This window comes from Streptococcus sp. 11273D007BT, assembly GCF_053547195.1.
In genome coordinates, this window is sequence record NZ_JBPWPE010000001.1 from 562990 (window position 1) to 588730 (window position 25741).

Sequence of the window (25741 nt, forward strand, 5' to 3'; positions counted from 1 at the left end):
ATTGGACCTCCACAATAAATTTTTAAATAGATTTTGATATACTTTGTAGTATATATTACTGTAAAGGAAGAAAAATGTCTAGACAAATTGCACACCTCCCCTCCCTTATCCCTTTCGGTTTCATCTTCGCTGATAATCGGTACACCTACCGTGAGGTCTTCATGGAGGGGCAGTTTGAGGCGGTGGTGGAAGTCGATGAGGCTGGTCAGCTGTCGTCCTATGTTTGGGATTGTGAGATGGAGGAGGTCTATACCGCCCATCTGGTGACTGCGCCAGCTGGGGCTTTTGTGGGGCAGGTGAGAGAAAGCTATCAGTCCATTTTGGCTCGGGTAGAGGAGACTTGTTGTATCGCTCTACCATTTTCCAAAGACCAAACCAACCGCATAGCCCAGCTCATCAAGGAGGAGTGGGGTGACCTACCTGATTATCCCTTTGCTAAGTTGCCGACCTATGGGGCCTTTCGCCACCCCTCCAATAACAAGTGGTACGCTTTGGTCAGTCAGATTCCGAGGGATAAGCTGGACGGGAGCGGGTCACAGGAGTTAGTGGAGATTGTCAATCTCAAGGTTTACGGTCGGGAAATGGCAGAGCTACTGAGTCAGCCTGGTATTTATCCTGCCTACCATATGTCAAAGAAGACCTGGGTGTCAGTCTTACTCGATGATACTGTGGAGGACCAGACGGTGTTTGCCCTCCTTGAGAAAAGTCGCTATCTGGTAGGACCAAAAACCTACAAGGCAGAGCAAGGGCCTGATTATTGGATTGTACCTGCCAATCCTAAATATTATGACATTGATGCGGAGTTTAGGGCTCAGTCTGATATTTTGTGGACGCAAAAGGCTGCGATAAAAAAAGGAGATTGGGTCTATATCTATATGACAGCCCCTCATCGCTGTTTGCGGTATGCTTGTCAGGTGCTAGAGACCAATATTGCTAATGAAGGCTACCGTGATCAAGAAGATATTAAAGAATTAATGCGTCTAAGATTGATAGACACCTTTTCTGATGAAGTTTATCCTTCTTCTCTATTAGCTTCCCACGGGGTTAAAGCTGTGCGAGGGCCAAGGCGAATGACCAAAAGCTTGATTGACTTAGTGGAGGAAGCTTCAAGGTCAAACGCTTGATGTCCTCATTTTTCAAAAAACATGATACAATAGAGATAAGGAAAGTAAGATAGAAAACAAGAGAGTTAAAGGTGGGTTATCTTTTAGAGCAGACCATCTAACTCCCTTATTTTTTGGAGTGAGTGAGGAGTATATGAAAATTCAAGCCTTTGGAGTAGAGGAGTGGCTTAATCAGTGGGAAAAGCAAGCTGTGTATGATATCGCTGGTAGTTCGATTTCATCAATGACCTTAGATGAGGTACTTCATTTGGGAGAGACCTCTAAGGATGACTTGCTTCAAGAAGTCTTGGAAAAAAAGCTCAACTATGGTTGGATAGAAGGTTCTCCAGAGTTTAAGAAGGAAGTCAGTCATTTATATGAGTCGGTGACCTGTAATCAGATTTTAGCAACCAATGGGGCGACAGGAGCAAACTTACTGGTTCTCTATAGTTTGATTGAGGAAGGTGATCATGTTGTTTCGCTTTATCCGACTTACCAACAACTTTATGATATTCCAAAATCTTTTGGGGCAGAGGTATCTTATTGGGAAATCAAGGAAGAAGAGGGGTGGTTGCCGTCACTAGAGGAGCTACGTCAACTGGTTAGACCAAACACAAAAATGATTTGTATCAATAATGCCAATAATCCAACGGGAGCTGTTATGGAGAGAGCTTTTTTAGAAGAGCTGGTCGCCATAGCAAGTGAAGTTGGAGCTTATATATTATCAGATGAGGTCTATCACCCACTTGAGAAAGGGTTAGATGTTCCTGCAATAGTTGACCTTTATGATAAGGGGATTTCAACCAATAGTCTATCTAAAACCTATTCTGCACCAGGTATTCGTGTAGGCTGGGTGGCAGCCAATGAGCAGTTGATTGATCAATTTAGGACCTATCGTGATTACACGATGATTTGCACGGGTGTGTTTGATGACTTTTTAGCAACTCATATCTTGAAACATAAAAAGGCTATCTTGGCACGTAATCGTCAGATTGTCTCAACCAATTTGCAAATTGTTAAAGAATGGTTGAAAGAAGAGCCGCGTGTCTCTCTTATCGCCCCTAAGCAAGTCTCAACCGCTTTTATCAAACTAAGGATTCCAGAGGTAACAGAATCGTTTTGTGAACGTCTTTTGAAAGAAAAAGGAGTTCTTTTGGTGCCAGGTGAGCGCTTTGATAAACCTGGTTATGCACGATTGGGGTATTGTTGTGAGACAACGACTTTAACAGCAGGTCTGTCTGCTCTGTCAGATTTTTTGAGGCAGTATGATATACCATACTAAATAGGAGATAAGGAGAACAAGTAAGAGTTCTCCTTTTTATCTTAAAAAGATAGAATATGTTATGATAGCTGACATGAATTGTCTAAAATTGTCTAAAAATTTCAAAAAAAGTCTTGATTTTTTTGAAAATAGGAGTAGAATAGTCCTATCATTATTTTTGGAGGACATGAAATGAAAAAAAGCTTTATTCACCAGCAACAGGAGATTTCATTTGTAAAAAATACTTTTACACAGTATTTGATTGATAAGCTTGAAATCGTTGAAGTACAGGGTCCGATTTTGTCAAAAGTCGGTGACGGTATGCAAGATAATTTGTCTGGTGTGGAGAATCCAGTTTCTGTCCATGTCAAATTGATTCCAGATGCAACCTATGAAGTCGTGCATTCTCTGGCAAAATGGAAACGTCATACGCTGGCACGTTTTGGTTTTAATGAAGGAGAAGGACTTTTTGTTCATATGAAAGCCCTTCGTCCAGATGAAGACTCACTTGATCCGACTCACTCTGTTTATGTGGATCAGTGGGATTGGGAAAAAGTGATTCCAGACGGACGACGTAATCTTGCTTACCTAAAAGAAACGGTTGAAAAAATCTATAAGGCTATTCGTTTAACAGAGCTTGCAGTGGAAGCACGTTTTGATATTGAATCTGTCTTACCTAAGCAAATCACTTTTGTACACACAGAGGAGCTTGTAGAGCGTTATCCTGATTTGACACCAAAAGAACGTGAAAATGCCATCTGTAAAGAGTTTGGAGCTGTCTTTTTAATTGGGATTGGTGGTGAGCTTGCTGATGGGAAACCACATGACGGCCGTGCCCCAGACTATGATGACTGGACAACAGAATCAGAAAATGGCTATAAAGGGCTTAACGGGGACATTTTAGTGTGGAATGAAGCGCTAGGGTCAGCCTTTGAATTGTCATCTATGGGGATTCGTGTTGACGAAGATGCGTTGAAACGCCAAGTTATGATTACAGGTGATGAAGACCGCTTAGAATATGATTGGCATAAGACACTACTTAGAGGATTTTTCCCACTTACTATCGGTGGAGGGATTGGACAATCTCGTATGGCCATGTTCTTATTACGCAAAAAACACATCGGAGAGGTTCAATCGAGTGTTTGGCCAGAAGAAGTCCGTGACAATTTTGAAAATATTTTATAATGAGTATTGTAAAAAGAAACTCCAAAGGCTAGTCTAGACTTTGGAGTTTCTTTTTTACCTTTTGATCTAATCATCTTAGGAGCTGATTTTTATATTTTTTTGAGAACTGAGATAGCTCCATAGAAAAAGGACTGAAGCGAACTTGTTTGCATCAGTCCTTGGGGTGCAAAATGCGAATTGCGGAGCTTTATTTCAGAAATCCTATCTCCAACCTTGAACAGTCCACTGGTCCATTCAACCCAATCAACTACTGCGCTGAGATGTTGACACTAATTCGAAGGAGTGGGGCTGGGCTTTTTGCTCATCCTTTTGATTTTACACTAGGGAGTCAAAAACTGGACGATTTCCTCCATGCTAGATTGGCTACCTTTTTCAAGATAAGCCACTTGTTTGCCTTGATGAAATTTAGCAAGATGTGGGATAGTTTGAATGCCTAGTTCTGTTCGTAAGGCTAGTAATTTTGAGTCCTTACGATTTTCAGAGTCGAGATAGTAGATATTAAATTGATAATTTTTAACCACTTGATAAAGTTTTGGAACGAAACGTTGGCAGTAAGGACAAGTCTCCCGTCCAATATAAAGGTAAAAGTCTTCTTGTGCTTGAATTTTTTGATTGACTTCATCTACACCTATTTTTATTAGTGGTTTTGTATAGTCTTGGTATGTCATTTTCTCTTGGCTATTTATACTACTTTTTGGTGGATGAGCTACTGGTTGTCTGCTACAAGCAAGTAGAAAGAGAGGGAGAACTAAGCAAAGAAAGATTCGGAATTTACCATTCACAACCGACACCATCTCCGTCTCTATCTAAATGCCGCCCATAACCAGGGTCTCCAGCATGAACAGGTGCAGCTCCAGCAGCCTTGGCTGCACTACAATTGGCATAATAAGATGAAGTTGCTGGCGCTTGCTGAGTAGGCTGCTCTTGGCTTGTTGGTGTTGTGGTTTGACTAGCCTGTTGTTGAGTTGCCTGTGCGGCAGCTTGCTCTTTGGCTTGCTTTTCTAAAGCTATGCGTTCTTGCTCCGCTTTTTCTTTTGCTGCCTTTTCTTCAGCTTCTTTTTTAGCCTTTTCCTCAGCTTCTTTTTTAGCTTTTTCTTTTGCTTCTTGCTCCGCTTTTTTACCAGCCTCAATATAAGATTGATTCTCCTTTTTATAGGTTTCAAATTCTTTTTTTAAGGTTTTATAGGAAGTTTGAAGATTTTCTAACTCTCCTGATTGTTGCTGGTGGTCTTTTGTCAGTTTAGAGACTTGATTTTTTAGATTTTGGTTAGTACTTGTAACGGATTGAACTTGATCTTTGTAATCATTTGCTTGATTTTGTGTGTGGCTATAGGCAAGTCCAGACCCTAATAGTAGCGTTGATAGGCCAGTAATAGCAAGGTTTTTCTTGTTTTTTAAAAAATATCCTAGTGTTTTTGTCATCATAATCTCCTTTCTCCTTGTGTCTATTCTAACAAACTTTGAGGTGTCAAACAATGGGAGAAGAAAGGAAAAGTTCGTCTATTTCTTTGTCCCATGATAGATTAAAATTTGCTATAATGTTATCTATGAGAGTTGTAGCAGGAGAATTTGGGGGACGTCCCCTTAAGACGTTAGATGGAAAAATCACAAGACCGACCACTGATAAGGTCAAAGGTGCTATGTTTAATATGATTGGTCCTTTTTTTGAAAAAGGCAGAGCTTTGGATCTTTATTCTGGTAGTGGTAGTTTAGCCATTGAAGCTGTGTCACGTGGTATGGATGAGGCTGTTTTGGTTGAAAAAGATCGTCGTGCCCAAGCCATTATTCAAGAAAATATTAAAATGACTAAAAATGAGAAGGCTTTTACACTTTTAAAAATGGAGGCCGATCGTGCTATTTCGCAGTTAAACGGTACTTTTGATTTGGTCTTTTTAGATCCTCCTTATGCTAAGGAGGAAATTGTTTCTAATATCACGGCACTTGAAGAGGCGGGGCTTTTAGCTGAGGAGGTACTGTTGGTTTGTGAGACAGATAAAGCTGTTGAGCTACCAGAGGAGATTAGTCAGTTTGGCATTTGGAAGCAAAAAATTTATGGAATTAGTAAGGTAACAGTTTATGTCAGATAGAATTGGTTTAGTGACAGGCTCTTTTGACCCGGTCACTAATGGACATTTAGATATTATTAAGCGAGCTTCCAAACTGGTAGATCATCTTTATGTTGGTATTTTTTATAACCCTCATAAAGCAGGTTTTTTTGATGTTAAAACAAGAAAGAGAATGTTAGAGCATGCCTTGCGGTCTTTTCCAACTGTTGAGGTGGTTTTAGCAGAAGATAGGTTGGCTGTTGATTTAGCTAGGTCTTTAAAAGCGACTGTCCTGATCAGAGGTGTTAGAAATTCAGAGGATTTGGCTTATGAGGCTAACATGGCTTTTTTTAATAAGGGCTTGTCACCACAGTTAGAGACAATTTTTTTATTAACCGATCCGAGTTTACAATATATTAGTTCTAGTCGTATTAAGGAATTACTTTATTTTGGGGCTGATATCGGTGCTTATGTGCCTGAGAGCGTGGTATTAGAAGTGGAGAGAAAACGTGAAACAAATCAAAAAATATAGATGGTGGTTAGTAGGTCTCATATCTTTTGTTGGAATGGTGCTTGCTTTGGTTTATCCGTTACCTTATTATATTGAGATGCCTGGTGGCGCCTATGATATTCGTGAGGTTTTGCGGGTTGATAATAAAGAGGATGAGCAAAAAGGGTCTTATAATTTTGTTGCGGTGACCGTCAGTCAAGCGACAGCGGCCCAGCTTCTTTATGCTTGGTTAACACCGTTTACAGACATTTCATCTGCTGAGGAAACAACTGGCGGAGCTAGCAGTGAAGACTATGAACGTATCAATCAATTTTATATGGAAACATCGCAGAATATGGCAATTTATCAGGCGATGAAGCTAGCTGGAAAAGAGACTTCATTGGAGTTTAAAGGGGTTTATGTTCTAGAGTTAAATCCAAAATCAACTTTTAAGGATATTTTACATCTTGCAGATACCGTCACAGGTGTTAATGAAAAAACTTTTAAAAGTTCGACAGAATTGATTGATTATGTAGCAGGTTTGAAAATCGGTGACAAGGTTAGTGTGCAGTACACCTCTTTAGGAGAAGAAAAGACAGCTACTGGAAAAATTATTAAGTTAGATAATGGTAAAAATGGTATTGGTATTGGCTTAGTTGACCATACAGAAGTAAAAAGTGATATTCCAATCGAGTTTGCAACAGATGGTGTGGGAGGACCGAGTGCGGGTCTTATGTTTACTCTTGATATCTATACTCAGGTTACCAATAAAGATTTGCGACAAGGGCGTGTGATTGCTGGTACAGGAACCATTGAAGAAGATGGAACTGTTGGTGATGTTGGAGGAGTAGATAAAAAAGTTGTCTCTGCCGCAAACAGTGGAGCAGAAATCTTCTTTGTTCCGAATAATCCAGTTGATGAAGCTGTTAAAAAGGAAGATCCTGATGCTTTAACCAATTATGAAGAGGCTAAAAAAGCAGCCAAAGAGATTGGGACAGATATGAAGATTGTTCCTGTTAAGACTGCTCAAGATGCAATTGACTATCTTGAAAAGTAAAAAAATAAGTTGGAAAATTTTCCAACTTATTTTTTTACTCTTTATTTTTATCGATTTTCTTATCAAGTTTATCAAGTTGCTTGGCAGCAAAGTCACGTCCTCCTAAGCCAAAAGCTAAGGCAAAAGCAACAGCAAAGGCACCAAGGATAATAGTGAAGCTAGTAGTGACAATGTTTTGTGCAAATTTTAATTGATCAAGTGCCATAAAGATAGCAAGAACCAGAATACTGTAGCGAATAGTAGAAGCTAGGACTTTATTATCTGTTACTTTTGTTAAGAAACTTGCTAAGATATTACCACCAATAACAGCCAAGATAATAATTAAAATGGAACTAATGAGAGATGGAAGATAAGCAATAATAGCATTACCTACTTGATTTAAAACATCCAGTTTTAAAACAGCAAGAGCTTGGACAAAGAAGAAAGTGATTAAAATAGCACGGATAGCTTGTGCTACGACAAATGAAATTTTGTATTTGCTTTCTTGATTTGAAGTGAGGTAACTAGAGTACTGGTCAAGACCAGATGTTTTTAAAATCCCTTCAAGTAAGTTACTTACGAGTTTTGCAACAAAACTACCGATAAGTAACAACATAACGGCAACAAGGATACTTGGAATAATACCAAATACTTGGTTCAGTATACCAACAATAGGTTGGGATATACTCGTAATGCCAAGTGTTTCAAGAGCCAATGTTAAAATTGGAATAAAGATTAGAACATAAACGACAGATGCTAAGACATTAATGATCTGTTTGCTATCAAAAGCTACACTCTCTTGACCTGTTACTTTTTTATACCAGCTATCAATATTTAGGCGCTCAAGTAACCCTTTAACTAGAATTTTAATAAAGTTACAGAAGTAGGTTCCAACAAAGATAATCAATCCAGCCGCAATTAAGTTTGGAATGAAGGCAAAGAATTTTGCAAACATGCTTGAGATAGGGTCAATACTGCTGCTAATATTTAAACCAGATAAAATTGACGGAAGGAAAAAGAGGATGACAAGGAAGTAGACGAGTTGACCGATATTTTTAATAATCCCCTTGCTACTTTCTTCTTCTTTAATCACACCTAATTTTTTTAAGTGTTTATTAAAGTCAATTTTTTCTAAGCCTTTAACGGTTACTTTTCGTGAAATAGAGGCTAAAACAAAAGCGATAATAATGAGAAGAATCATTCCTAAAAATGACGGAAGATAACTCATCAGAGGGTAGAGCAAATCGTTGATGTTGGTATTCATGAGAATACTCCTTTCTATTTTTCAATCTGACTATATCATTTTTATAAGGTAACAACAAATGATTTGATTGTAAATTTTAGAAAAGTCTTATTTTAGAAGAAAATTATAAAATGACTTTTTCAACTCTCTGACTTACTAAAAAAGGAAAAATGGTGTATAATAAAAAGGTTATAAGGATAGTTTATTTTTCGATATGAAAAAAGCTTGAAGGGAAAGGGGACTTATGAGAAAAGAAATTTCTCCTGAGATGTATAACTATAATAAGTTTCCTGGTCCTAGCTTTGTTGCTTTTGAAAATCAGGTTAAAAGTGACAATCACCACTTTATTTTAATAGAGAATATCAAGGATGCTTTTCAAGCAGAAAGCTTTAGTCAGCGCTTTTCTGAAATTCTTTTAAAGTATGATTATATTGTGGGTGACTGGGGAAATGAACAACTTCGCTTGAAGGGATTTTATAAAGATAATAAAGAGAAGGTCAAAAGACAATCGAAAATTAGTCGTTTAGAGGACTATATCATGGAGTATTGTAATTTTGGCTGTGCTTACTTTGTTTTGGAAAATCCAGAACCAGTGGAGATTGTGTTTGAAGAAGAACGTTTATCAAAAAGTAAAAAAACAAAGGATAAGCGAGATAAAAAAAGGAAACAATTTAGCAAAAAAATTCGTGTCCAAGAAGAAAAAGCTAGGCGCGAAAAAGTAAAACAACAAGAGCATAAGCGAGAGATTCGTGATGCGACACAACATTTTGTAATAAGGAAGAAAAACTAATATGAAACCATCTATTTATAGTTTAACTCGTGATGAATTGATTGATTGGGCAGTTGAACACGGAGAAAAGAAATTTCGTGCTACTCAAATTTGGGATTGGTTGTACCGTAAACGTGTTCAATCATTTGAAGAGATGACCAATATCTCCAAAGAGTTTATTGCTGTCTTAAATGAGAACTTTTGTGTGAATCCCTTAAAACAGCGAATCGTTCAAGAATCAGCAGATGGTACGGTAAAATATTTATTTGAATTACCAGATGGTATGCTAATTGAAACAGTGTTGATGCGCCAACATTATGGATTATCAGTTTGTGTGACCACACAGGTTGGTTGTAACATTGGCTGTACTTTCTGTGCTAGTGGTCTGATTAAGAAACAGCGCGATTTAAATAATGGTGAAATTACTGCTCAGATTATGCTGGTCCAAAAGTATTTTGATGAGCGTGGTCTTGATGAACGTGTGAGTCATGTCGTTGTCATGGGGATTGGTGAGCCTTTTGATAACTACACTAATGTCCTTAAATTCTTACGAACAATTAATGATGACCATGGTTTAGCTATTGGGGCACGTCATATCACTGTGTCAACATCTGGTTTGGCTCATAAGATTAAAGAGTTTGCTAATGAGGGTGTTCAGGTTAACTTGGCAGTATCTCTTCACGCGCCAAATAATGATTTACGCTCAAGCATTATGAAAATCAATCGTGCCTTCCCAATTGAAAAGCTGTTTGATGCTATTCATTATTATATTGAAACGACTAATCGTCGGGTTACCTTTGAGTATATCATGTTAAATGGCGTTAACGATGGAGTAGAGCAAGCTAAAGAATTGGCAGTTTTGTTAAAGGATATTAAAAAGCTATCCTATGTTAACTTGATTCCTTACAATCCTGTATCAGAACATGATCAATATAGCCGTTCTCCTAAAGAGAATGTGATGGCTTTTTACGATACGCTCAAGAAAAATGGTATCAACTGTGTCGTTCGTCAAGAGCATGGAACAGATATTGATGCCGCTTGTGGTCAATTGCGTTCTAATACCATGAAAAAAGATAAGGAAAAAAGAGCAGAGGTGAAAGCTTAATGCTGATTCTCTTTAAGGAGGATGGTGAGTTAACAACTAGAGGAAGACAGATTGTCCAATTTGTGATGGGCATCTATCTTCTTTTTATTGTTTATATCTGTTTTGGTCCTCAGCATCAGATTGATGGTCTTGAAACACCAGGGATTATGCATATTGGCCGTGTTGTCGTTTTGTTGACGCCTTTTAATTCCCTGGTAAATCTAGGGGAAGTGGAAAATTTTCGGCAATTATTTTGGGTTTTAGCGCAAAATATTGTCAATATGTTTTTGCTGTATCCTTTGTTATTTGGGATGTTATGCTTAAAGACAAGTTTACGACAGTTAAAGAAGATGATCCAGTTAGCATTTTTTATGAGTTTGAGCATAGAGCTAACTCAAATTTTATTAGATTTGTTAATAAATGCTAATAGGGTGTTTGAAGTGGATGATCTTTGGACCAATACTTTAGGAGGAGTATTTGCTTATTACAGCTTTTTAGCCTTACAAAAGCAAATCAAAAGAAAATATTATCCATCTGATGAAGGTTAAATCATCAGATGGTCTTTTTTGAATAGAAAGAGAAGGATAATGTCTATTATTCGTCAATTATGGTGGTTCTTTCAGTTAGAAAAACGCCGTTATCTCATAGGGATTTTTTCTCTTATTTTAGTTAGTCTTTTAAATTTATTACCTCCTTTGATGATGGGAAGGGTAATTGATCGGATTACAGATAAGAATTTATCAAGTGAAACTTTATTATGGAGCTTGATCATTTTACTTTTATCGGCATTCGCCATGTATTATTTACGTTATATTTGGAGAATGTATATTTTGGCGACTTCTTATCGTTTAGGACAATTGATGCGCTCACGTTTATTTGAGCAATTTACCAAGATGTCTCCATCTTTTTTTCAGCGTTATCGAACAGGGGATTTGATGGCGCATGCTACCAATGATATTAATGCCTTGACGCGTTTAGCAGGTGGAGGTGTGATGTCTTTTATAGATGCGACGGTAACGGCCTTGGTAACCTTGTTAACCATGTTGTTTATGATTTCTTGGCAAATGACCTTGGTCGCCTTGATCCCTCTTCCTTTTATGGCCTTAACAACAAGCTTTTTGGGAAGAAAGACACATGAGAATTTTAAAGTTTCTCAAGCTGCCTTTTCTGATTTAAACAATAAGGTCCAAGAAGCTGTATCAGGCATTAAGGTGACAAAATCATTTGGTTACCAGAAAGAAGAAATCCAATCTTTCCAAGAAATTAATGAACAAGCTTATCAAAAAAATATGCGAACAATGGTTTATGACGCTTTATTTGACCCCATTGTTTTATTATTTGTAGGGACATCTTATACGTTGACCCTTTTATTAGGGGCTTATTTTATTCGTTTGGGTCAAGTGAGTTTAGGGAATCTGGTTACCTTTATGACTTACTTGGATATGTTGGTTTGGCCCTTGATGGCAATTGGTTTTCTCTTTAATATCACACAAAGAGGAGCAGTTTCTTATGAGCGGATTATGCAACTACTTGATGAAGAATCGGATGTGGTAGAAAGTTCGACGCCTCTTCTAACGATTCAAAATGGTGACTTAAGCTACCATGTGACACATTTTGCATACGATGAGGAAAACGTCTTGTCAGATGTTCACTTTACAGTAAAAAAAGGTCAGACACTTGGACTAGTTGGGCAAACTGGTTCTGGGAAAACGACCTTATTGAAGCTACTCTTACGAGAGTATGATGTGACAGATGGGTCCATTACCCTTAATCACCATGATATAAAAGATTATCGTTTATCTGATTTAAGAAGTTTGATGGGTTATGTTCCGCAAGATCAGGTCTTATTTGCCATGAGTATTCTTGATAATGTACGTTTTGGTGATCCCAGTCTATCTTTAGAGTCTGTTGAGCAAGTGACAAAATTAGCTCAAGTTTATGAAGATATTAAGGCTATGCCAGATGGCTTTGATACTCTTATTGGAGAAAAAGGGGTGTCGTTATCAGGTGGACAAAAGCAACGTTTGGCGATGAGTCGTGCCCTTGTGTTAAATCCAGATATTTTAATTTTAGATGATTCCTTATCAGCTGTTGATGCTAAGACAGAGCATGCTATTATTGAAAATCTTAAGAGTAGTCGTTTTGGAAAAACAACCCTGATAACAGCACATCGCTTGTCAGCTGTTGTTCATGCCGATTTGATTTTGGTTTTACAAGATGGTCGTATTATTGAACGTGGAAATCATGAGGAACTCTTAGCTCAAAAAGGTTGGTATTATAAGACTTACCAAGCGCAACAATTGGAAATGAGGGATTCAAATGAAGAATAATCAAAATCAGTGGCGTGTTTTTCTCCGTCTTCTGACTTATTTACGTCCCTATAAGTTATTAACGTTTTTGGCACTGGTTTTTTTATTGCTGACGACTGTGATAAAGAGTATTGTTCCACTGGTTGCTAGTCAATTTATTGACCATCATATTAAGGATTGGACTCAGGGTGCTCTTGTTTTACTATTAGCTTATTATGGGCTGTATGTTTTACAAACGATTTTACAATATTTAGGTAATCTCTTTTTTGCTAGGGTTTCTTATCATGTGGTCAAAGATATTCGAAAAGATGCTTTCACTAATATGGAACGTCTTGGGATGGCTTATTTTGATCAAACTCCTTCTGGAGCCATTGTTTCTCGTATTACTAATGATACTGAAAGTATTTCAGATATGTTTTCAGGACTCTTAGCAAGTTTTATTTCGGCACTATTTATTTTTTCAACAACCCTATATACGATGTTAGTCTTAAATATAAGATTAACTGCTCTAGTGACTTTATTTTTACCTTTTATTTTTATTTTGGTGAATTTATACCGCAAAAAATCAGTAGTGGTTGTGGAAAAGACGCGAAGTTTACTTGGAGATATTAACAGTAAGCTAGCAGAAAGTATTGAGGGCATTCGTGTGATTCAGGCTTTTGCTCAAGAAGCTAGACTACAAGAGGAATTTGAGGCCATTAATGAAGAACATTTGGTTTATTCTAGTCGATCAATGGCTTTGGATAGTCTTTTTTTAAGACCCGCTATGTCACTTTTAAAATTGCTGGCGTATGCATTGCTAATGACTTACTTTGGGTTAAACTGGAAGAGTGCCGGCATTTCAGCTGGTATCATGTATGCCTTTATCCAGTATGTCAATCGTCTTTTTGATCCATTAATTGAGGTTACACAAAACTTCTCGACTCTCCAAACATCTATGGTATCTGCTGGGCGCGTCTTTGATCTGATTGATGAGAAAGTTTATGAGCCTTATCAAGGACAAGCTAACTCAAAAATTTCTCGTGGGGATATTGAATTTAGAGACGTCTCTTTTAGTTATGATGGAAAACAACCTGTTTTAAATCACATATCTTTTAGTGTCAAAAAAGGTGAGACGATTGCTTTTGTTGGCTCAACAGGTTCTGGGAAGTCGTCTATTATTAATCTTTTAATGCGTTTTTACGAGTTTTATGAAGGGCAGATTTTGATTGATGGCATAGATATTAAGGATTTTAGTGCCAAAGAGCTACGTCAAAAGATGGGCTTAGTCCTACAAGAACCTTTTTTATATCATGGAACAGTTTTATCAAATATTAAGATGTATCAGGATTTAACAGAAAAAGAGGTAGAGGCTGCTGCAAAATTTGTAGATGCTGACCAGTTCATTCAAAAGCTTCCCAAAGCCTACCATCAGGAAGTGTCAGAACGTGGTTCTGCCTTCTCGACTGGGCAGCGCCAGCTTCTAGCTTTTGCACGAACCATCGCTAGCCAGCCGAAGATTTTAATATTAGATGAAGCAACGGCTAATATCGACTCTGAGACGGAACAGTTAGTGCAACATTCTTTGGCTAAGATGCGAAAAGGACGGACTACGATTGCTATAGCCCATCGTTTATCGACGATTCAAGACGCAGATTGTATTTATGTCTTGGATAAGGGAAGCATTGTTGAGTCAGGGACACATGAGGCACTCTTAGCTCAAAAAGGGGTGTATCACAAGATGTATCAACTGCAAGCAGGACAGATCAATCATCTTTAAAAATTGAGCAACTCTTTCTTCCCTTTAGCCTGGAGTATTTTGTTTTATGAAAGGAGAAAATCTGTGAAAAAATGGATGATGGTGATTAGTTTAGTTTTCATTTCTTGGACAAGTAGTGATGTTAAGGCCTCTCAGTCAGATGATTGGTTATCAGATAAGCAAATAGAGATTTATTACAACCAAGCGGACGCTAAGTGGGGGAAACGAAGTTATGGTCGCTCTACTCTTAGAAAATCAGGTTGCGTTCCTACAGTTTTAGCCATGATTTTTTCTAATGTAACAGATAAAGAGGTCTTGCCGACAGATGTTGCTAACTATCTTTATCATGAAACCGATACCTTTAACAAAACATTTTTAGGTACCAGTACGGAAGGGATTTTTGCTGCGGTTAGGAAGTGGGGACTAGAGGCTGTTAATTTAAAAGATAAGACCAGCGTTATAGAGAGTCTTCAAAAAGGCTTTCCTGTTATGGTGGCAGTTGAAAAAAATAAATTTACGCCTTATGGTGGATCACATGAATTACTTCTAGATGCTTATCAAAATGGTCAAGTTTATGTCTATGATCCCTATACAAAAGCTAATATTGGCTGGTATTCATTAGATGATTTATGGCGTGAGCAAAGTCAAGACCCCATTGATCGCATGGGGGTAACAACAACATTTTTACAAATCAGTTTTCCCACTTTTAGTCCTTTGGAGAATAAGATCTAGGTTAAAATCAGTAAACGTCAGAACAATGCTTCTGACGTTTTTGACGTTTAGGTGTGGGAATCAGCTGAATAGCTAAAAGCCTTTAAAAGACTGTAGGTCATAAAGATAGAAGGAGAAAGAATATGAAAGAAAATGATTAATATTTCCTTTTTCCCCTCTCCAAAACAATGCTCCCAACTCAGTCGAAATCAAGCAGAAGTAAACGGGCTAATGTCAGATTACTCACGATAGTTTAGAAAATTGCAAAACCCCAAGTATTTTATCAAAAAATACTTGGGGTTTTTGTCGGATTATCACTAACTAAGATTTCAAATAATCTTGTAAGCTGGCAATCAATTCCTGATTGTGTTTGACATAGGCTTGTTTTTTTTCTTGCGTTAGTCCGTCTAATTGTTGGAAATTGGAGAGGAGTTTTTCTTCTAAGATAGGTTGTAAGCCCTGCCCTTTCTCTGTTAGCTGTATGATGAGCTGACGTTTATCCTGCTTAGGAACTAGGCGTTGGATGTAATCTTTTTCTTCGAGTCGTTTGAGGAGTGGCGTCAAAGTATTGCTAGCTAAATCTAGTTTTTCACCTAGCTCTTTAAGTGTCAGCGGAGCCTTTTCCCAGAGAACAACAAGCACGAGATACTGGGTATAGGTCAAGTCAAATTCTGTGAGATTTTTCATATAAAATTGATTGAAAAGTTTGTTGACTTGGTAGAAGGAATGGCAGAGTTGTTTTGAATAATGGTAATCGGACATGGTTCTCATCTTTCTAATCGTTTGCGATAAAAGTATCATATCAAAATTATTTTTCCTTGACAAATTAAATGAATAGGGATAGACTAGACACATGCAAAAAATAATCGTGCGCGATTAAAGATTAAAGAAGAAATAGATGAAAAAACAGTGATTGTCTTAACAAGTATCATAGTATGGTGAATAGGCCTATCAGGTAGGTCAAAATGGCCAATCTGTTGTTTTTAAGGTAGCAATTGAGGGAGAAAAATAATGTATCAATACGATGTCACTTTTATCGGTTCAGGACATGCCAACTGGCATGCTGCAGTTGATTTAGCAAAAGCAGGCAAAAAAGTTGCTATTGTAGAAAAAGATATTATAGCTGGGACCTGCACAAACTATGGTTGTAATGCCAAGTTTTTACTAGAAAGTCCATTTGAATTTATGGATGGTTTGGCACGGTATGAAAAAGCAGGGATTGCCAAAACAGGTGAGATTTCATGGGAGAAACTCATGTCTTATAAAAAAGAGGAGATCCCAACCTACTCTCCTATGCTAGAAGGTATGTTTGCTCATCTCTCGATTGATGTTTTAAAAGGTCATGGACAGTTAAAAGATGCTCATACCGTCTTGGTTGATGAAAAGGAAATTACCACAGACTATATCGTCATTGGAACAGGTCAACGCCCTGCTAGGCTAAATGTCCCTGGGAATGAATGGTTCCAAGATAGCCGTGCCTTTCTTGACATGGACCACATGCCAGATAGACTAGTCTTTATCGGTGCTGGAATTATCTCGCTAGAATTTGCGACAATGGCTTCGCTACTGGGCTCAGAAGTTCACATCATCGAGTTTGCAGATCGTGCTTTAACAGCCTATCCTGAAAAAATGGTAGCTAGTGTGGTTGAAAAAATGACAGCTGATGGTGTTAGCTTCCATTTTAATCAAGCGGTTGTCTCAGCTGAGAAAGTGGCAGGCGGGCTTCTTATCAAAACAGCTCAGGGATTGGAAATTGAGACAGATACGATTATTGATGCGACAGGTCGTGTCTCAAATGTGGAAGGTCTTGACTTGGAAACTGTTGGAGTCGATTTTGACCGTACAGGTATCAAGGTAAATGAGTTTATGCAGACATCTCTATCCAATATCTACGCATCTGGTGATGTGGTTTCTAAAACTATTCCGCGCTTGACACCGACTGCTAGCTTTGAGTCTAGCTACATTGCAGAGCATATTTTGGGAAATCCATCTCCGATTAACTATCCAGTTGTCCCAAATGTTGTGTTCACGCTGCCACGTCTGGCTCAAGTTGGTGTTACGATTGCAGAGGCTGAGGCAAATCCTGAACAGTACAAGATTGTTGAGATTCCCTTTGGGCAACAATTGAAATTCCAAACTAAGCTAGAAACAGAAGCTCACTTTACGCTGATTGTAGGAAGTGATCAGACCTTGAAGGGGGCAGCTTTGTTGGGACACGAGGCAGGAGAGATGATAAACTTGCTGACCTTGATTATTAACCAAAAGCTGACAGCAAAAGACCTTAATCGTATGATTTTTGCTTTCCCTGCAACGACCAATGGTTTACTTGGAGCTCTTAAGCAGGCTCTGGCATAGAAGGGAGCAAGATGCAAAAAACTCATCTACAGAAATTTGGTGCAGTTGGCTTTCTAATCAATGCCAGTATTTATCTAGGGACAGAATTGCTGGCTGCTATTGGTACTGGCTACCCACTTGGTTACGTCTATAGTCGGCAGTTTATTTCGGCTCTTGGGGTGTATAATGGCCAACAGGTAGCTGGTGTACCAGAAAACTTTTCGAATTGGGCGATTGTCATGAATAGTGGTTTTATTCTGACTGCAATTGGCTTTGTCCTCTCCTATGCTTTGCTGATTTTTCCTAAAGTAAGACAAAAATATCCGATTTTAGCCATCATTTTCTTGTTAATCGTCACTCTCTTTGGTTTCGGCAGTCTTTTAGTCGGTCTTTTTCAAGGGGGTGTGCCTGGTCAAGATGGTTTGCATGGACTTGGAGCTCGGTTGTCTTTTATAATGGGCAATAGTAGCTTGCTTTTGACAGGTTTTTTCCTGCCTGAGCAAAAAACGGCTTATCGTACTATTAGCATCCTTCTCGGCTTATGTGGTTTTGTTTCGGCAGGATTTTTGCAGACGGCAATCGCAGAAAATCAAGTAGCCGTTATGGCTATCTATGAACGCCTGACGGTTTACCCTATTACCGCTTGGCAGATACTAACTGGTCTAACATTTATGAAGAAATAGAAAGTCAGGACTCGGTTCTGGCTTTTTGCCGTTTGGTTCAGGAAACAAACCATATAGCCAAGAATCGTTGATAATCAGTCTGTTTATCAGAATGTTTAGAAAATTTTGTGTTTTTTGTTGACAGAAAAATTTTTTAAGGTATAATAAGAGTCAATCAGAAGAAGTACACTAAGATAAGTTTTCAGAAAGTTGGCGGTTGTTGTGAGCCAATAACAGTCTTTGTGGAAATGGGCTGAGGTAACTAGAGAATTTTAAACAATGTAAATTCGGTTGGCACACCTTACCGTGCAACTCCTTGTTAGAGGAGGTAGAGATTAGGGAGACCTTATACCCAAATTCCCTAAAATGAGGTGGCACCGCGCTATATTGACGCCCTCGTACAGAGTTTTTTCTGTGCGGGGGCTTTTTGCATCGTCAGATTGACCAGAGGATAGGTAGTCGTTTGTTTTAGTCCTATTAGAAAAGAGGTTCTTATGGAAAAAGTTTTATCAGCAGATATTTTAACTCCGATTCTTGCTTATATGCGCATTAAAGGAGAACATAAGATGATTTTAGAGTCTATTCCAAGAGAGAAGGAAAATGCGCGTTTTTCTATCCTAGCTTATAATCCTGTTTTTGAAGTGACCTTTGACAATGGTCAGCTAAGAGAGAACGGTCAAGTCATTGACCAAGATCCGCTGGATTATCTGAGTCAATTGAGCATAGTACCTGAAAAAACAAGTGAGCTTCCGTTTGTAGGAGGTGCCATTGGTTATCTTGGCTATGACATGATTGGAATCTATGAAACTATTGGTCAGATTCCTACAGATACAATTGGGACGCCTGATATGCACTTCTTTGTCTATGAGTCATTTCTGATTTTTGATCATAAAAAAGAGTGTATCCATGTGGTTGAGACAAATGACTATAGCAAGCGTCCTGATACGGAGCTGGCAGAGGCTTTGGAGAGAGTTCTTACTGACCTACAAACCCCATCTAAAGAAGAGTTTTCACCGCTTTCTTTAGAAAAGCTGAGCTTTCACCATCATCTAGAACAGGCAGAGTTTGAAGCTATGGTCAATCGGGCCAAGGACTTGATTCGTCAAGGGGATATGTTCCAATGTGTGCTGAGTCAACGTTTTTCAGCAGAGATGCTAGGGCAGCCCTTTGATTATTACCGCAATATGCGTATCACTAATCCATCAAACTACCTGTACTTCTATGATTTTGGCGATTATCAGATTATAGGGGCTAGTCCAGAGAGTCTGGTGTCCGTCAAAAAAGGCGTGGTAACGACCAACCCGATTGCAGGGACGCGTCATCGTGGTCAAACAGAAGAAGAGGATGCTGTCTTAGCAGCGGAGCTTTTAGCCGATAAAAAAGAAACTGCTGAACATCGGATGTTGGTGGACCTTGGACGTAATGATATCGGAAGAATTGCCCAAACAGGTAGCGTACAGGTCAGTAAATACATGGAAGTAGAGTATTTTCGCTATGTCATGCACTTAACCAGTGTTGTGAAAGGTGTTCTAAAGGATCCTAGTAATCCTATGGAAGCCTTGAAAGCCACCTTGCCAGCAGGAACAGTATCTGGTGCACCGAAGATTCGTGCCATGCAACGCATTTATGAGCTAGAAAAAGAAAAGCGTGGTATTTATGCTGGTGCTATCGGCTACTTATCAGCAACTGGAGATATGGATTTTGCGATTGCTATCCGAACGATGGTCATCAAAAATCAGAAAGCGTATGTTCAGGCAGGTGCTGGAGTGGTTTATGATAGTGTGGCCAAAAATGAATTTTACGAAACCATCAATAAGGCTAAGGCCATGACAAGAATTGGAGAGCGTTTATGATTTTGTTGATTGATAATTATGATTCTTTTACTTACAATTTAGCGCAGTATATTGGGACCTTTACCGATGTCCTTGTTATTCGTAATGATGCTGATGATCTTTATGAAAAAGCTGAGCAGGCAGATGGTCTGGTCTTCTCTCCAGGTCCTGGTTGGCCAAAAGATGCTGGACTGATGGAGCAGATGATTCAGGATTTTGCTGGGAAAAAACCAATTTTGGGCATTTGTTTGGGGCATCAAGCCATTGCTGAGATCTTTGGAGGTCGGCTAGGACTAGCTAAAAATGTCATGCACGGAAAGCAAAGTCCGATTAAGATCACAGGGCAGTCCCCTATCTTTGAAGGTATTGAAAAAGAAATTCTCATCATGCGTTATCATTCCATTGTCGTTGATGACTTGCCAGCAGAGTTTGAGGTGTTAGCAAGGACAGTGGATGACCATGAAATTATGGCCATTCAACACAAGGAACTTCCGATTTATGGCTTGCAATACCATCCAGAAAGTATCGGTAGTCCAGAAGGGTTGAAGATGGTGGAAAACTTTGTCAAACAAGTGGAGGATAGAGGATGAAGGCGATTTTTAATCAATTATCACGACAAGAAAACCTCAGTCAAGAGGAAATGGAAGCCGTTTTTCATCGCATCTTAAATGGTGAGCTGTCTGAAAGTCAAATCGCAGCCTTTCTCCTAGGTTTAAAGATGAAGGGAGAGACTGTTGATGAAATTTTAGGTCTCGTCAAGGTGGTTAAGGAGCATGCCGCTCAAATCCCTAGCCAAGCGACAGGAGTGATGGATAATTGTGGGACAGGTGGTGATCAGTCTTTTAGTTTCAATATCTCAACGACGGCTAGTTTTGTTCTGGCTGCTGGAGGGATAACGGTAGCAAAGCATGGCAATCGCTCGATTTCCTCAAAATCAGGATCCGCAGATGTCTTAGAGGAACTAGGGATTGCTGTGGATCTCCCAGAAGAAAGTTTAGGTCAGGTCTTAGATCAAACAGGAATTGCCTTTCTCTTTGCTCAAAAAATACACCCTGCTATGCGCTATATTTCACCAGCGCGTCAGGCTTTGGGCATTCCAACTATTATGAATCTTATTGGACCTCTTAGCCATCCCATGGCATTGGATAGTCAGTTGATGGGGCTTTATCGTGCGGATAAGCAAGCTGAATTGATTCAAGTTTTAAAAGCTTTAGGCAGACGTCGCGCCTTGATTATTACAGGTCCTGATAATATGGATGAAGCAGCGCTTTATGGGACAAACACCTATACGCTTTTAGATAAAGGCCAGATTACTAGCGGCCAGTTTACTTATAAAGATTTGGGAATGGCTGAGGTTCCCCTAGCAGCCATTAAGGGAGGTTCTGCTAAAGAAAATGCAGCGATTTTAGTAAGTGTTTTGGAAAATCAAGCCAGTCCTTATCTTGAAACGACTGTTTTAAATGCAGGCTTAGGCTTCTACGCCAATGGTAAGGTGGCATCTATCAAAGAGGGTGTAGCTCTAGCGCGTGAGTTAATCGCTTCAGGAAAGGCACTTGCTAAGTTAAAAGCATTACAGGAGGCACAAATTGACTAAAAAGCAATTTTTACCAGAGATTTTAAAACAAAAGGAAAAAGAAGTGTCAAAGATGGCGCTAGAGGACTTGCTTCCGTTACGTCAGACCTATCGTCTCTATGATTTTTTAAAGACCCATAAGGATAAGGTACAGGTTATTGCTGAGGTGAAGAAAGCCAGCCCTAGTATGGGGGACATCAATCTAGATGTCGATATTGTGGAACAGGCTAAAGCCTATGAAACAGGTGGTGCTGCGATGATTTCTGTCTTGACGGATAAGATTTTCTTTAAAGGGCACTTGGATTATCTTCGTCAAATTTCGCAAGCAGTAGCTATTCCAACCTTAAACAAAGATTTTATCATTGATGAAAAACAGATTATCCGTGCTAGAAATGCTGGTGCGACAGTGATTCTGTTGATTGTAGCGGCCTTGTCGAAAGCACGCTTGAAAGAACTTTATGATTTTGCGACAGGACTAGGCTTAGAGGTTTTGGTAGAGACACATAATAGTGAGGAATTAGCCATAGCCCATGAGATAGGTGCTGAAATTATCGGTGTTAACAATCGTAATTTAATAACATTTGAGATTGATCTCAATACCAGTCTCCATTTATCGACTCAGTTTAAAGACCACTGTGTTTATGTGTCTGAATCTGGGATTTTTACAGCTGAGGATGTGGCTTTGCTTGCCCCCTATTTTAACGCCATCCTAGTCGGAACAGCGCTTATGCAAGCAGATAACTTAGAAGAAAAGATGAAAGAGTTAGCTTATGACAAAGGTTAAAATTTGTGGCTTATCAACTAAGGAAGCGGTTGAAACAGCTTGTCAGGCAGGTGCAGACTATATTGGTTTTGTTTTTGCAAAGAGTAAGCGACAAGTTAGCTTAGAGCAGGCAAGGCACTTACGCCAATATGTCTCTGGCAAAACCAAGGTTGTAGGTGTCTTTGTCAGTCCAAGCTTAGCGCAATTACAAGAAGCGATTACAGCAGTTCCGCTTGATTTAGTCCAAATTCACGGAGATGTTAATGAGGAGTGGTTTGCAGAACTGTCAGTTCCTAGTATCCGTGCTATTCAAGTAACCAAAGAAAGCGCTACTTATACCACAAAGGCGGACTACATCTTGTTTGATGCTCCTGTAGCAGGAAGCGGTCAGACATTTGACTGGGAACGACTAAAAAAACAGTACGTGACCCAGCCTTATTTTATAGCAGGTGGTCTCACTGTTGAGAATGTGGGGTCTGTCAAAAAACACTTTTCAGCCTATGCTCTAGATGTCTCTAGTGGTGTAGAAACAGATGGCAAGAAAGATATCAACAAGATAAAAGCATTTATAGAAAGGGTAACTTATGACTTATAATCAACCAGACCAGAATGGCTTTTTTGGAAATTTTGGTGGACGGTTTGTTCCAGAAACTTTGATGACAGCTGTTTTAGAGCTTGATCAAGCCTATCGCGAGAGTAAACAAGATCCAGCCTTCCAAAAAGAATTTCAAGACCTTCTTAAACAATATGTCGGCAGAGAAAATCCGCTCTATTTTGCAAAACGTCTCACAGAGTATTGTGGAGGGGCAAAGATTTACCTTAAACGTGAGGATCTCAACCACACGGGTGCTCATAAAATCAATAATGCCCTAGGGCAAGTGCTTTTAGCTAAGCGGATGGGGAAAAATAAAATTATCGCAGAAACAGGTGCAGGACAGCATGGTGTTGCAACTGCAACAGCGGCAGCTCTTTTTAATATGGAATGTACGATTTACATGGGAGAAGAAGACGTTAAGCGCCAAGCCTTGAATGTCTTTCGGATGGAGTTGCTAGGGGCTAAGGTTCATGCGGTAACAGATGGCTCACGCGTTCTAAAAGATGCGGTTAATGCCGCTCTTCGTGCTTGGGTTGCAGAAGTCGAGGATACGCACTATGTCATGGGATCTGTTTTAGGTCCTGCGCCTTTTCCAGAGATTGTTCGTGACTTTCAAGCAGTCATTGGTCACGAAGCCAAACGCCAATTTCAGGAGCTTTCAGGTGGCAAGCTGCCTGATGCTGTTCTTGCCTGTATTGGTGGTGGGTCAAATGCCATGGGACTTTTTTATCCTTTTGTTGATGATAGCTCTGTTGCTATGTACGGTGTAGAGGCAGCCGGTCGTGGTTTAGATACAGATCAGCACGCTGCCACCTTTGCCAAAGGCCGTCCTGGTGTCTTACATGGAACTTTGATGGATGTCTTACAAGATGAAAATGGACAGATTTTAGAAGCTTTCTCGATTTCTGCTGGTTTAGACTACCCTGGGATTGGCCCAGAGCACTGCCATTTTAACGACATCAAGCGAGCAACCTATGTCAGCGTGACAGATGATGAGGCTCTGGAAGGATTTAAACTCTTGTCGCGTCTAGAAGGTATCATTCCAGCCTTAGAGTCTAGTCATGCCATTGCTTATCTTCCAACGTTAGCAAAAGAATTGGGCCCTGACAAATCCATTGTAGTCTGCCTATCAGGACGTGGTGATAAAGACGTGATGCAAGTTAAGGAAATGCTAGAGGGGAGGAAGGCATAGATGACAAAAACGCTAACCAAACATTTAGAACAGATTATATCGCAGGATAAGGGATTATTTGTGCCTTATATTATGGCGGGAGATCACGATAAGGGCTTAGAAGGCTTATTTGAGACGATTGCGTTTTTAGAAAAGCAGGGCGTTTCAGCTATTGAGGTCGGAGTACCTTTTTCAGATCCTGTAGCTGATGGTCCAGTGATTGAAGCAGCGGGACAACGAAGCTTAGAAAAAGGGACGAGTCTCACAGCATTGGTTAAAAAATTGCAAGAAAAGCAAGTCAACACTCCCTTGGTGCTGATGACTTACTTTAATCCTGTTTACCAGTACGGTGTCGAGAAACTAATCACTGATTTGAAAGATACGTCTGTGGAAGGCTTGATTATTCCAGACCTGCCTTATGAACACGAGGCTTTTGTCAAACCTTATCTGAAAGACAGTGATATGGCTTTGATTTCTTTAGTGAGTTTGACCACAGGGATTGATCGTCAAAAGACCTTAGTTCAAGAAGCAGAAGGTTTTGTCTATGCCGTGGCTATCAATGGGGTTACTGGAAAATCAAATGATTATCGTGACGACCTAGATCAACACTTAAAAGCTTTAACCGAAGTTTCTCCGATTCCTGTTTTAACAGGATTTGGTGTATCTAGTCTTGAGGATGTGACACGCTTCAACCGTGTGTCTAATGGCGTTATTGTAGGGTCTAAAATTGTAAAAGCCCTTCATGACAAGGATCAATCCATCGGAAACTTTATCAAAGAGGCGGTTGAGATTTCACCAAGTCTATGTCATAATTAGGTAAAAAGATTTAAAGGAGAAGAGATGAAAAATAAACGTTTAATAGGGGTATTAATAGGTCTTGCCCTTGTCATTATAGCTGTTTTGGGGTATCAATCAGTGACAAAAAAAGAGACAAAAACCACTTCAGCTACGACAGCTAAAGTAGGTGTTTTACAATTTGTAACCCATGAAGCTTTGGATGAAATCTATCGTGGTATCAAGGCAGGGTTAGAAGAAGAGGGATATTCAGGAGATAAACTGAAAATTGATTTTTTAAATGCTGAAGGTGATCAAAGTAAGGTCCAAACCATGAGTCAGAAGTTGGTTGCCAATCAAAATGACGTTTTAATTGGTATTGCAACCCCAGCAGCTCAAGGTTTAGCCTCTGCCACTAAAGAAATCCCTATTATTATGGGGGCTGTGACAGATCCTGTTGGAGCAAAATTGGTTAAAAGTCTTGATCAACCAGGTGGAAATGTCACAGGTGTTTCTGATAAAACTCCTATTAAAGCACAGGTTGATTTAATCAAAGAATTGACGCCAAACGTTAAAACGGTGGGAGTTATTTACTCTAGTAGCGAAGATAACTCAAAATCTCAAGTTGAAGAATTTAAAACCTTGGCTGAAAAAGCAGGACTTGAAGTTGTGGTGAAATCTGTTCCATCTACAAATGAAATCAAGACCACCTCAGAAGTCTTGTTATCACAAGTGGATGCTGTTTGGGTGCCACTTGATAACACGATTGCCTCAGCCTTTTCAACTTTAGTTCAAGTTGCTAAAGAAGCTAAAAAACCTATTTACCCAAGTGTGGATACAATGGTAGAAGAAGGCGGACTAGCCTCAGTGGTGATTGATCAGTATCAGCTAGGTGTTGAAACAGGGAAAATGGCGGCTAAAGTCCTTAAAGGTGAGGACGTTTCGACGCTACCTGTTAATGTTTTTGATGAAGGAACCCCTGTTTATAATGAAGAAGTAGCTAAAGAGCTCGGCATTACGTTGCCAGAAAAATAAAAGGCAACTTTTTCTCAAGTCGAAAACT

26 protein-coding genes and 1 other annotated feature are annotated in these 25741 nt (G+C 39.3%); of the genes, 22 read left to right on the plus strand and 4 right to left on the minus strand.

All coding sequences use genetic code 11. The annotated features are described in order from the left end of the window. Positions 1-74: 74 nt before the first annotated feature. From ACEE75_RS03000 to asnA, 3 genes are all read left to right on the plus strand, one after another. On the plus strand, positions 75-1124 hold the full coding sequence (locus tag ACEE75_RS03000) for an MmcQ/YjbR family DNA-binding protein (protein WP_449164878.1): 1050 nt from the start codon (positions 75-77) through the stop codon (positions 1122-1124). A gap of 133 nt (positions 1125-1257) precedes the next feature. Next, positions 1258-2385: an aminotransferase gene (locus tag ACEE75_RS03005; protein WP_447575546.1), complete on the plus strand. Its 1128-nt coding sequence runs from the start codon at positions 1258-1260 to the stop codon at positions 2383-2385. Positions 2386-2556: 171 nt separating this feature from the next. Next, positions 2557-3549, plus strand: a complete 993-nt coding sequence (asnA, locus tag ACEE75_RS03010; protein WP_447575545.1) for an aspartate--ammonia ligase — start codon at positions 2557-2559, stop codon at positions 3547-3549. A gap of 320 nt (positions 3550-3869) precedes the next feature. Here asnA and traF read toward each other — a convergent pair whose 3' ends face one another. Next, positions 3870-4217 (minus strand): conjugal transfer protein TraF, encoded by a 348-nt coding sequence (gene traF, locus ACEE75_RS03015; RefSeq protein WP_447575544.1) that lies wholly within the window; start codon positions 4215-4217, stop codon positions 3870-3872. A 103-nt stretch (positions 4218-4320) separates the two neighbouring features. Next, positions 4321-4971 (minus strand): excalibur calcium-binding domain-containing protein, encoded by a 651-nt coding sequence (locus ACEE75_RS03020; RefSeq protein WP_447575543.1) that lies wholly within the window; start codon positions 4969-4971, stop codon positions 4321-4323. 125 nt (positions 4972-5096) lie between these two features. Between ACEE75_RS03020 and rsmD the strand changes: the two genes are divergently transcribed. The 3 genes from rsmD to ACEE75_RS03035 are packed head-to-tail and all read left to right on the plus strand — an operon-like array spanning position 5097 to position 7141. Beyond that, entirely contained in the window at positions 5097-5636 is a 540-nt protein-coding gene (rsmD, locus tag ACEE75_RS03025) for a 16S rRNA (guanine(966)-N(2))-methyltransferase RsmD (protein ID WP_447575542.1), read from the plus strand. Then, the gene (gene coaD / locus ACEE75_RS03030) at positions 5626-6126 is read left to right on the plus strand and encodes a pantetheine-phosphate adenylyltransferase (RefSeq protein WP_447575541.1); all 501 of its coding nucleotides are present in this window, start codon (positions 5626-5628) and stop codon (positions 6124-6126) included. The genes rsmD and coaD overlap by 11 nt, the downstream gene beginning before the upstream one ends. Then, positions 6104-7141 carry a SepM family pheromone-processing serine protease gene (locus ACEE75_RS03035; protein ID WP_447575540.1) on the plus strand — a complete coding sequence of 346 codons (1038 nt, stop codon included), beginning with the start codon at positions 6104-6106 and terminating at the stop codon, positions 7139-7141. Before coaD ends, ACEE75_RS03035 begins: the two co-directional genes overlap by 23 nt. A gap of 34 nt (positions 7142-7175) precedes the next feature. On the opposite strand, the gene ACEE75_RS03040 is transcribed toward ACEE75_RS03035, so the two are convergent. Continuing rightward, positions 7176-8384 (minus strand): mechanosensitive ion channel, encoded by a 1209-nt coding sequence (locus ACEE75_RS03040; protein ID WP_447575539.1) that lies wholly within the window; start codon positions 8382-8384, stop codon positions 7176-7178. A gap of 223 nt (positions 8385-8607) precedes the next feature. On the opposite strand from ACEE75_RS03040, the gene ACEE75_RS03045 reads away from it, so the two are divergent. The 6 genes from ACEE75_RS03045 (at position 8608) to ACEE75_RS03070 (ending at position 14995) form a co-directional block, all read left to right on the plus strand. Further along, positions 8608-9153 (plus strand): YutD family protein, encoded by a 546-nt coding sequence (locus tag ACEE75_RS03045; protein WP_447575538.1) that lies wholly within the window; start codon positions 8608-8610, stop codon positions 9151-9153. A gap of 1 nt (position 9154) precedes the next feature. Beyond that, entirely contained in the window at positions 9155-10237 is a 1083-nt protein-coding gene (rlmN, locus tag ACEE75_RS03050; RefSeq protein WP_447575537.1) for a 23S rRNA (adenine(2503)-C(2))-methyltransferase RlmN, read from the plus strand. Further along, positions 10237-10764 (plus strand): VanZ family protein, encoded by a 528-nt coding sequence (locus tag ACEE75_RS03055; protein ID WP_447575536.1) that lies wholly within the window; start codon positions 10237-10239, stop codon positions 10762-10764. The genes rlmN and ACEE75_RS03055 overlap by 1 nt, the downstream gene beginning before the upstream one ends. 39 nt (positions 10765-10803) lie before the next feature. Next, positions 10804-12546: an ABC transporter ATP-binding protein gene (locus ACEE75_RS03060; RefSeq protein ID WP_354368145.1), complete on the plus strand. Its 1743-nt coding sequence runs from the start codon at positions 10804-10806 to the stop codon at positions 12544-12546. Further along, a complete protein-coding gene (locus tag ACEE75_RS03065) occupies positions 12536-14284 on the plus strand; it encodes an ABC transporter ATP-binding protein (protein ID WP_449164877.1) in 1749 nt (582 codons plus the stop codon). The genes ACEE75_RS03060 and ACEE75_RS03065 overlap by 11 nt, the downstream gene beginning before the upstream one ends. Before the next feature lie 63 nt (positions 14285-14347). Then, positions 14348-14995 carry a C39 family peptidase gene (locus ACEE75_RS03070; protein ID WP_447575534.1) on the plus strand — a complete coding sequence of 216 codons (648 nt, stop codon included), beginning with the start codon at positions 14348-14350 and terminating at the stop codon, positions 14993-14995. A 300-nt stretch (positions 14996-15295) separates the two neighbouring features. Here the strand turns inward: ACEE75_RS03070 and ACEE75_RS03075 are convergent, their stop codons facing one another. Continuing rightward, a complete protein-coding gene (locus ACEE75_RS03075) occupies positions 15296-15775 on the minus strand; it encodes a MarR family winged helix-turn-helix transcriptional regulator (RefSeq protein ID WP_447575533.1) in 480 nt (159 codons plus the stop codon). A gap of 210 nt (positions 15776-15985) precedes the next feature. Here ACEE75_RS03075 and ACEE75_RS03080 point away from each other — a divergent pair, with 210 nt between their 5' ends. From ACEE75_RS03080 to trpX, 10 genes are all read left to right on the plus strand, one after another. Further along, a complete protein-coding gene (locus tag ACEE75_RS03080) occupies positions 15986-17329 on the plus strand; it encodes a dihydrolipoyl dehydrogenase family protein (RefSeq protein WP_449164876.1) in 1344 nt (447 codons plus the stop codon). Positions 17330-17340: 11 nt separating this feature from the next. Next, on the plus strand, positions 17341-17991 hold the full coding sequence (locus tag ACEE75_RS03085) for a DUF998 domain-containing protein (protein ID WP_447575531.1): 651 nt from the start codon (positions 17341-17343) through the stop codon (positions 17989-17991). A 140-nt stretch (positions 17992-18131) separates the two neighbouring features. Next, positions 18132-18371, plus strand: a binding site (T-box leader). Between the two features lie 93 nt (positions 18372-18464). Then, positions 18465-19823 carry an anthranilate synthase component I gene (trpE, locus tag ACEE75_RS03090; RefSeq protein ID WP_447575530.1) on the plus strand — a complete coding sequence of 453 codons (1359 nt, stop codon included), beginning with the start codon at positions 18465-18467 and terminating at the stop codon, positions 19821-19823. Then, positions 19820-20392 (plus strand): aminodeoxychorismate/anthranilate synthase component II, encoded by a 573-nt coding sequence (locus ACEE75_RS03095; RefSeq protein WP_447575529.1) that lies wholly within the window; start codon positions 19820-19822, stop codon positions 20390-20392. The genes trpE and ACEE75_RS03095 overlap by 4 nt, the downstream gene beginning before the upstream one ends. Further along, positions 20389-21396, plus strand: coding sequence for an anthranilate phosphoribosyltransferase (gene trpD / locus ACEE75_RS03100; protein ID WP_447575528.1), 1008 nt, complete (start codon positions 20389-20391; stop codon positions 21394-21396). Before ACEE75_RS03095 ends, trpD begins: the two co-directional genes overlap by 4 nt. Further along, positions 21389-22159: an indole-3-glycerol phosphate synthase TrpC gene (trpC, locus tag ACEE75_RS03105; RefSeq protein WP_447575527.1), complete on the plus strand. Its 771-nt coding sequence runs from the start codon at positions 21389-21391 to the stop codon at positions 22157-22159. The genes trpD and trpC overlap by 8 nt, the downstream gene beginning before the upstream one ends. Next, a complete protein-coding gene (locus ACEE75_RS03110; protein ID WP_447575526.1) occupies positions 22146-22733 on the plus strand; it encodes a phosphoribosylanthranilate isomerase in 588 nt (195 codons plus the stop codon). The genes trpC and ACEE75_RS03110 overlap by 14 nt, the downstream gene beginning before the upstream one ends. Continuing rightward, positions 22723-23925 (plus strand): tryptophan synthase subunit beta, encoded by a 1203-nt coding sequence (gene trpB, locus ACEE75_RS03115; RefSeq protein ID WP_447575525.1) that lies wholly within the window; start codon positions 22723-22725, stop codon positions 23923-23925. The genes ACEE75_RS03110 and trpB overlap by 11 nt, the downstream gene beginning before the upstream one ends. Beyond that, a complete protein-coding gene (gene trpA / locus ACEE75_RS03120) occupies positions 23926-24720 on the plus strand; it encodes a tryptophan synthase subunit alpha (protein ID WP_447575524.1) in 795 nt (264 codons plus the stop codon). It begins immediately after the preceding gene. A gap of 24 nt (positions 24721-24744) precedes the next feature. Then, on the plus strand, positions 24745-25713 hold the full coding sequence (gene trpX, locus ACEE75_RS03125; protein WP_447575523.1) for a tryptophan ABC transporter substrate-binding protein: 969 nt from the start codon (positions 24745-24747) through the stop codon (positions 25711-25713). The last annotated feature ends 28 nt before the right edge of the window (positions 25714-25741 follow it).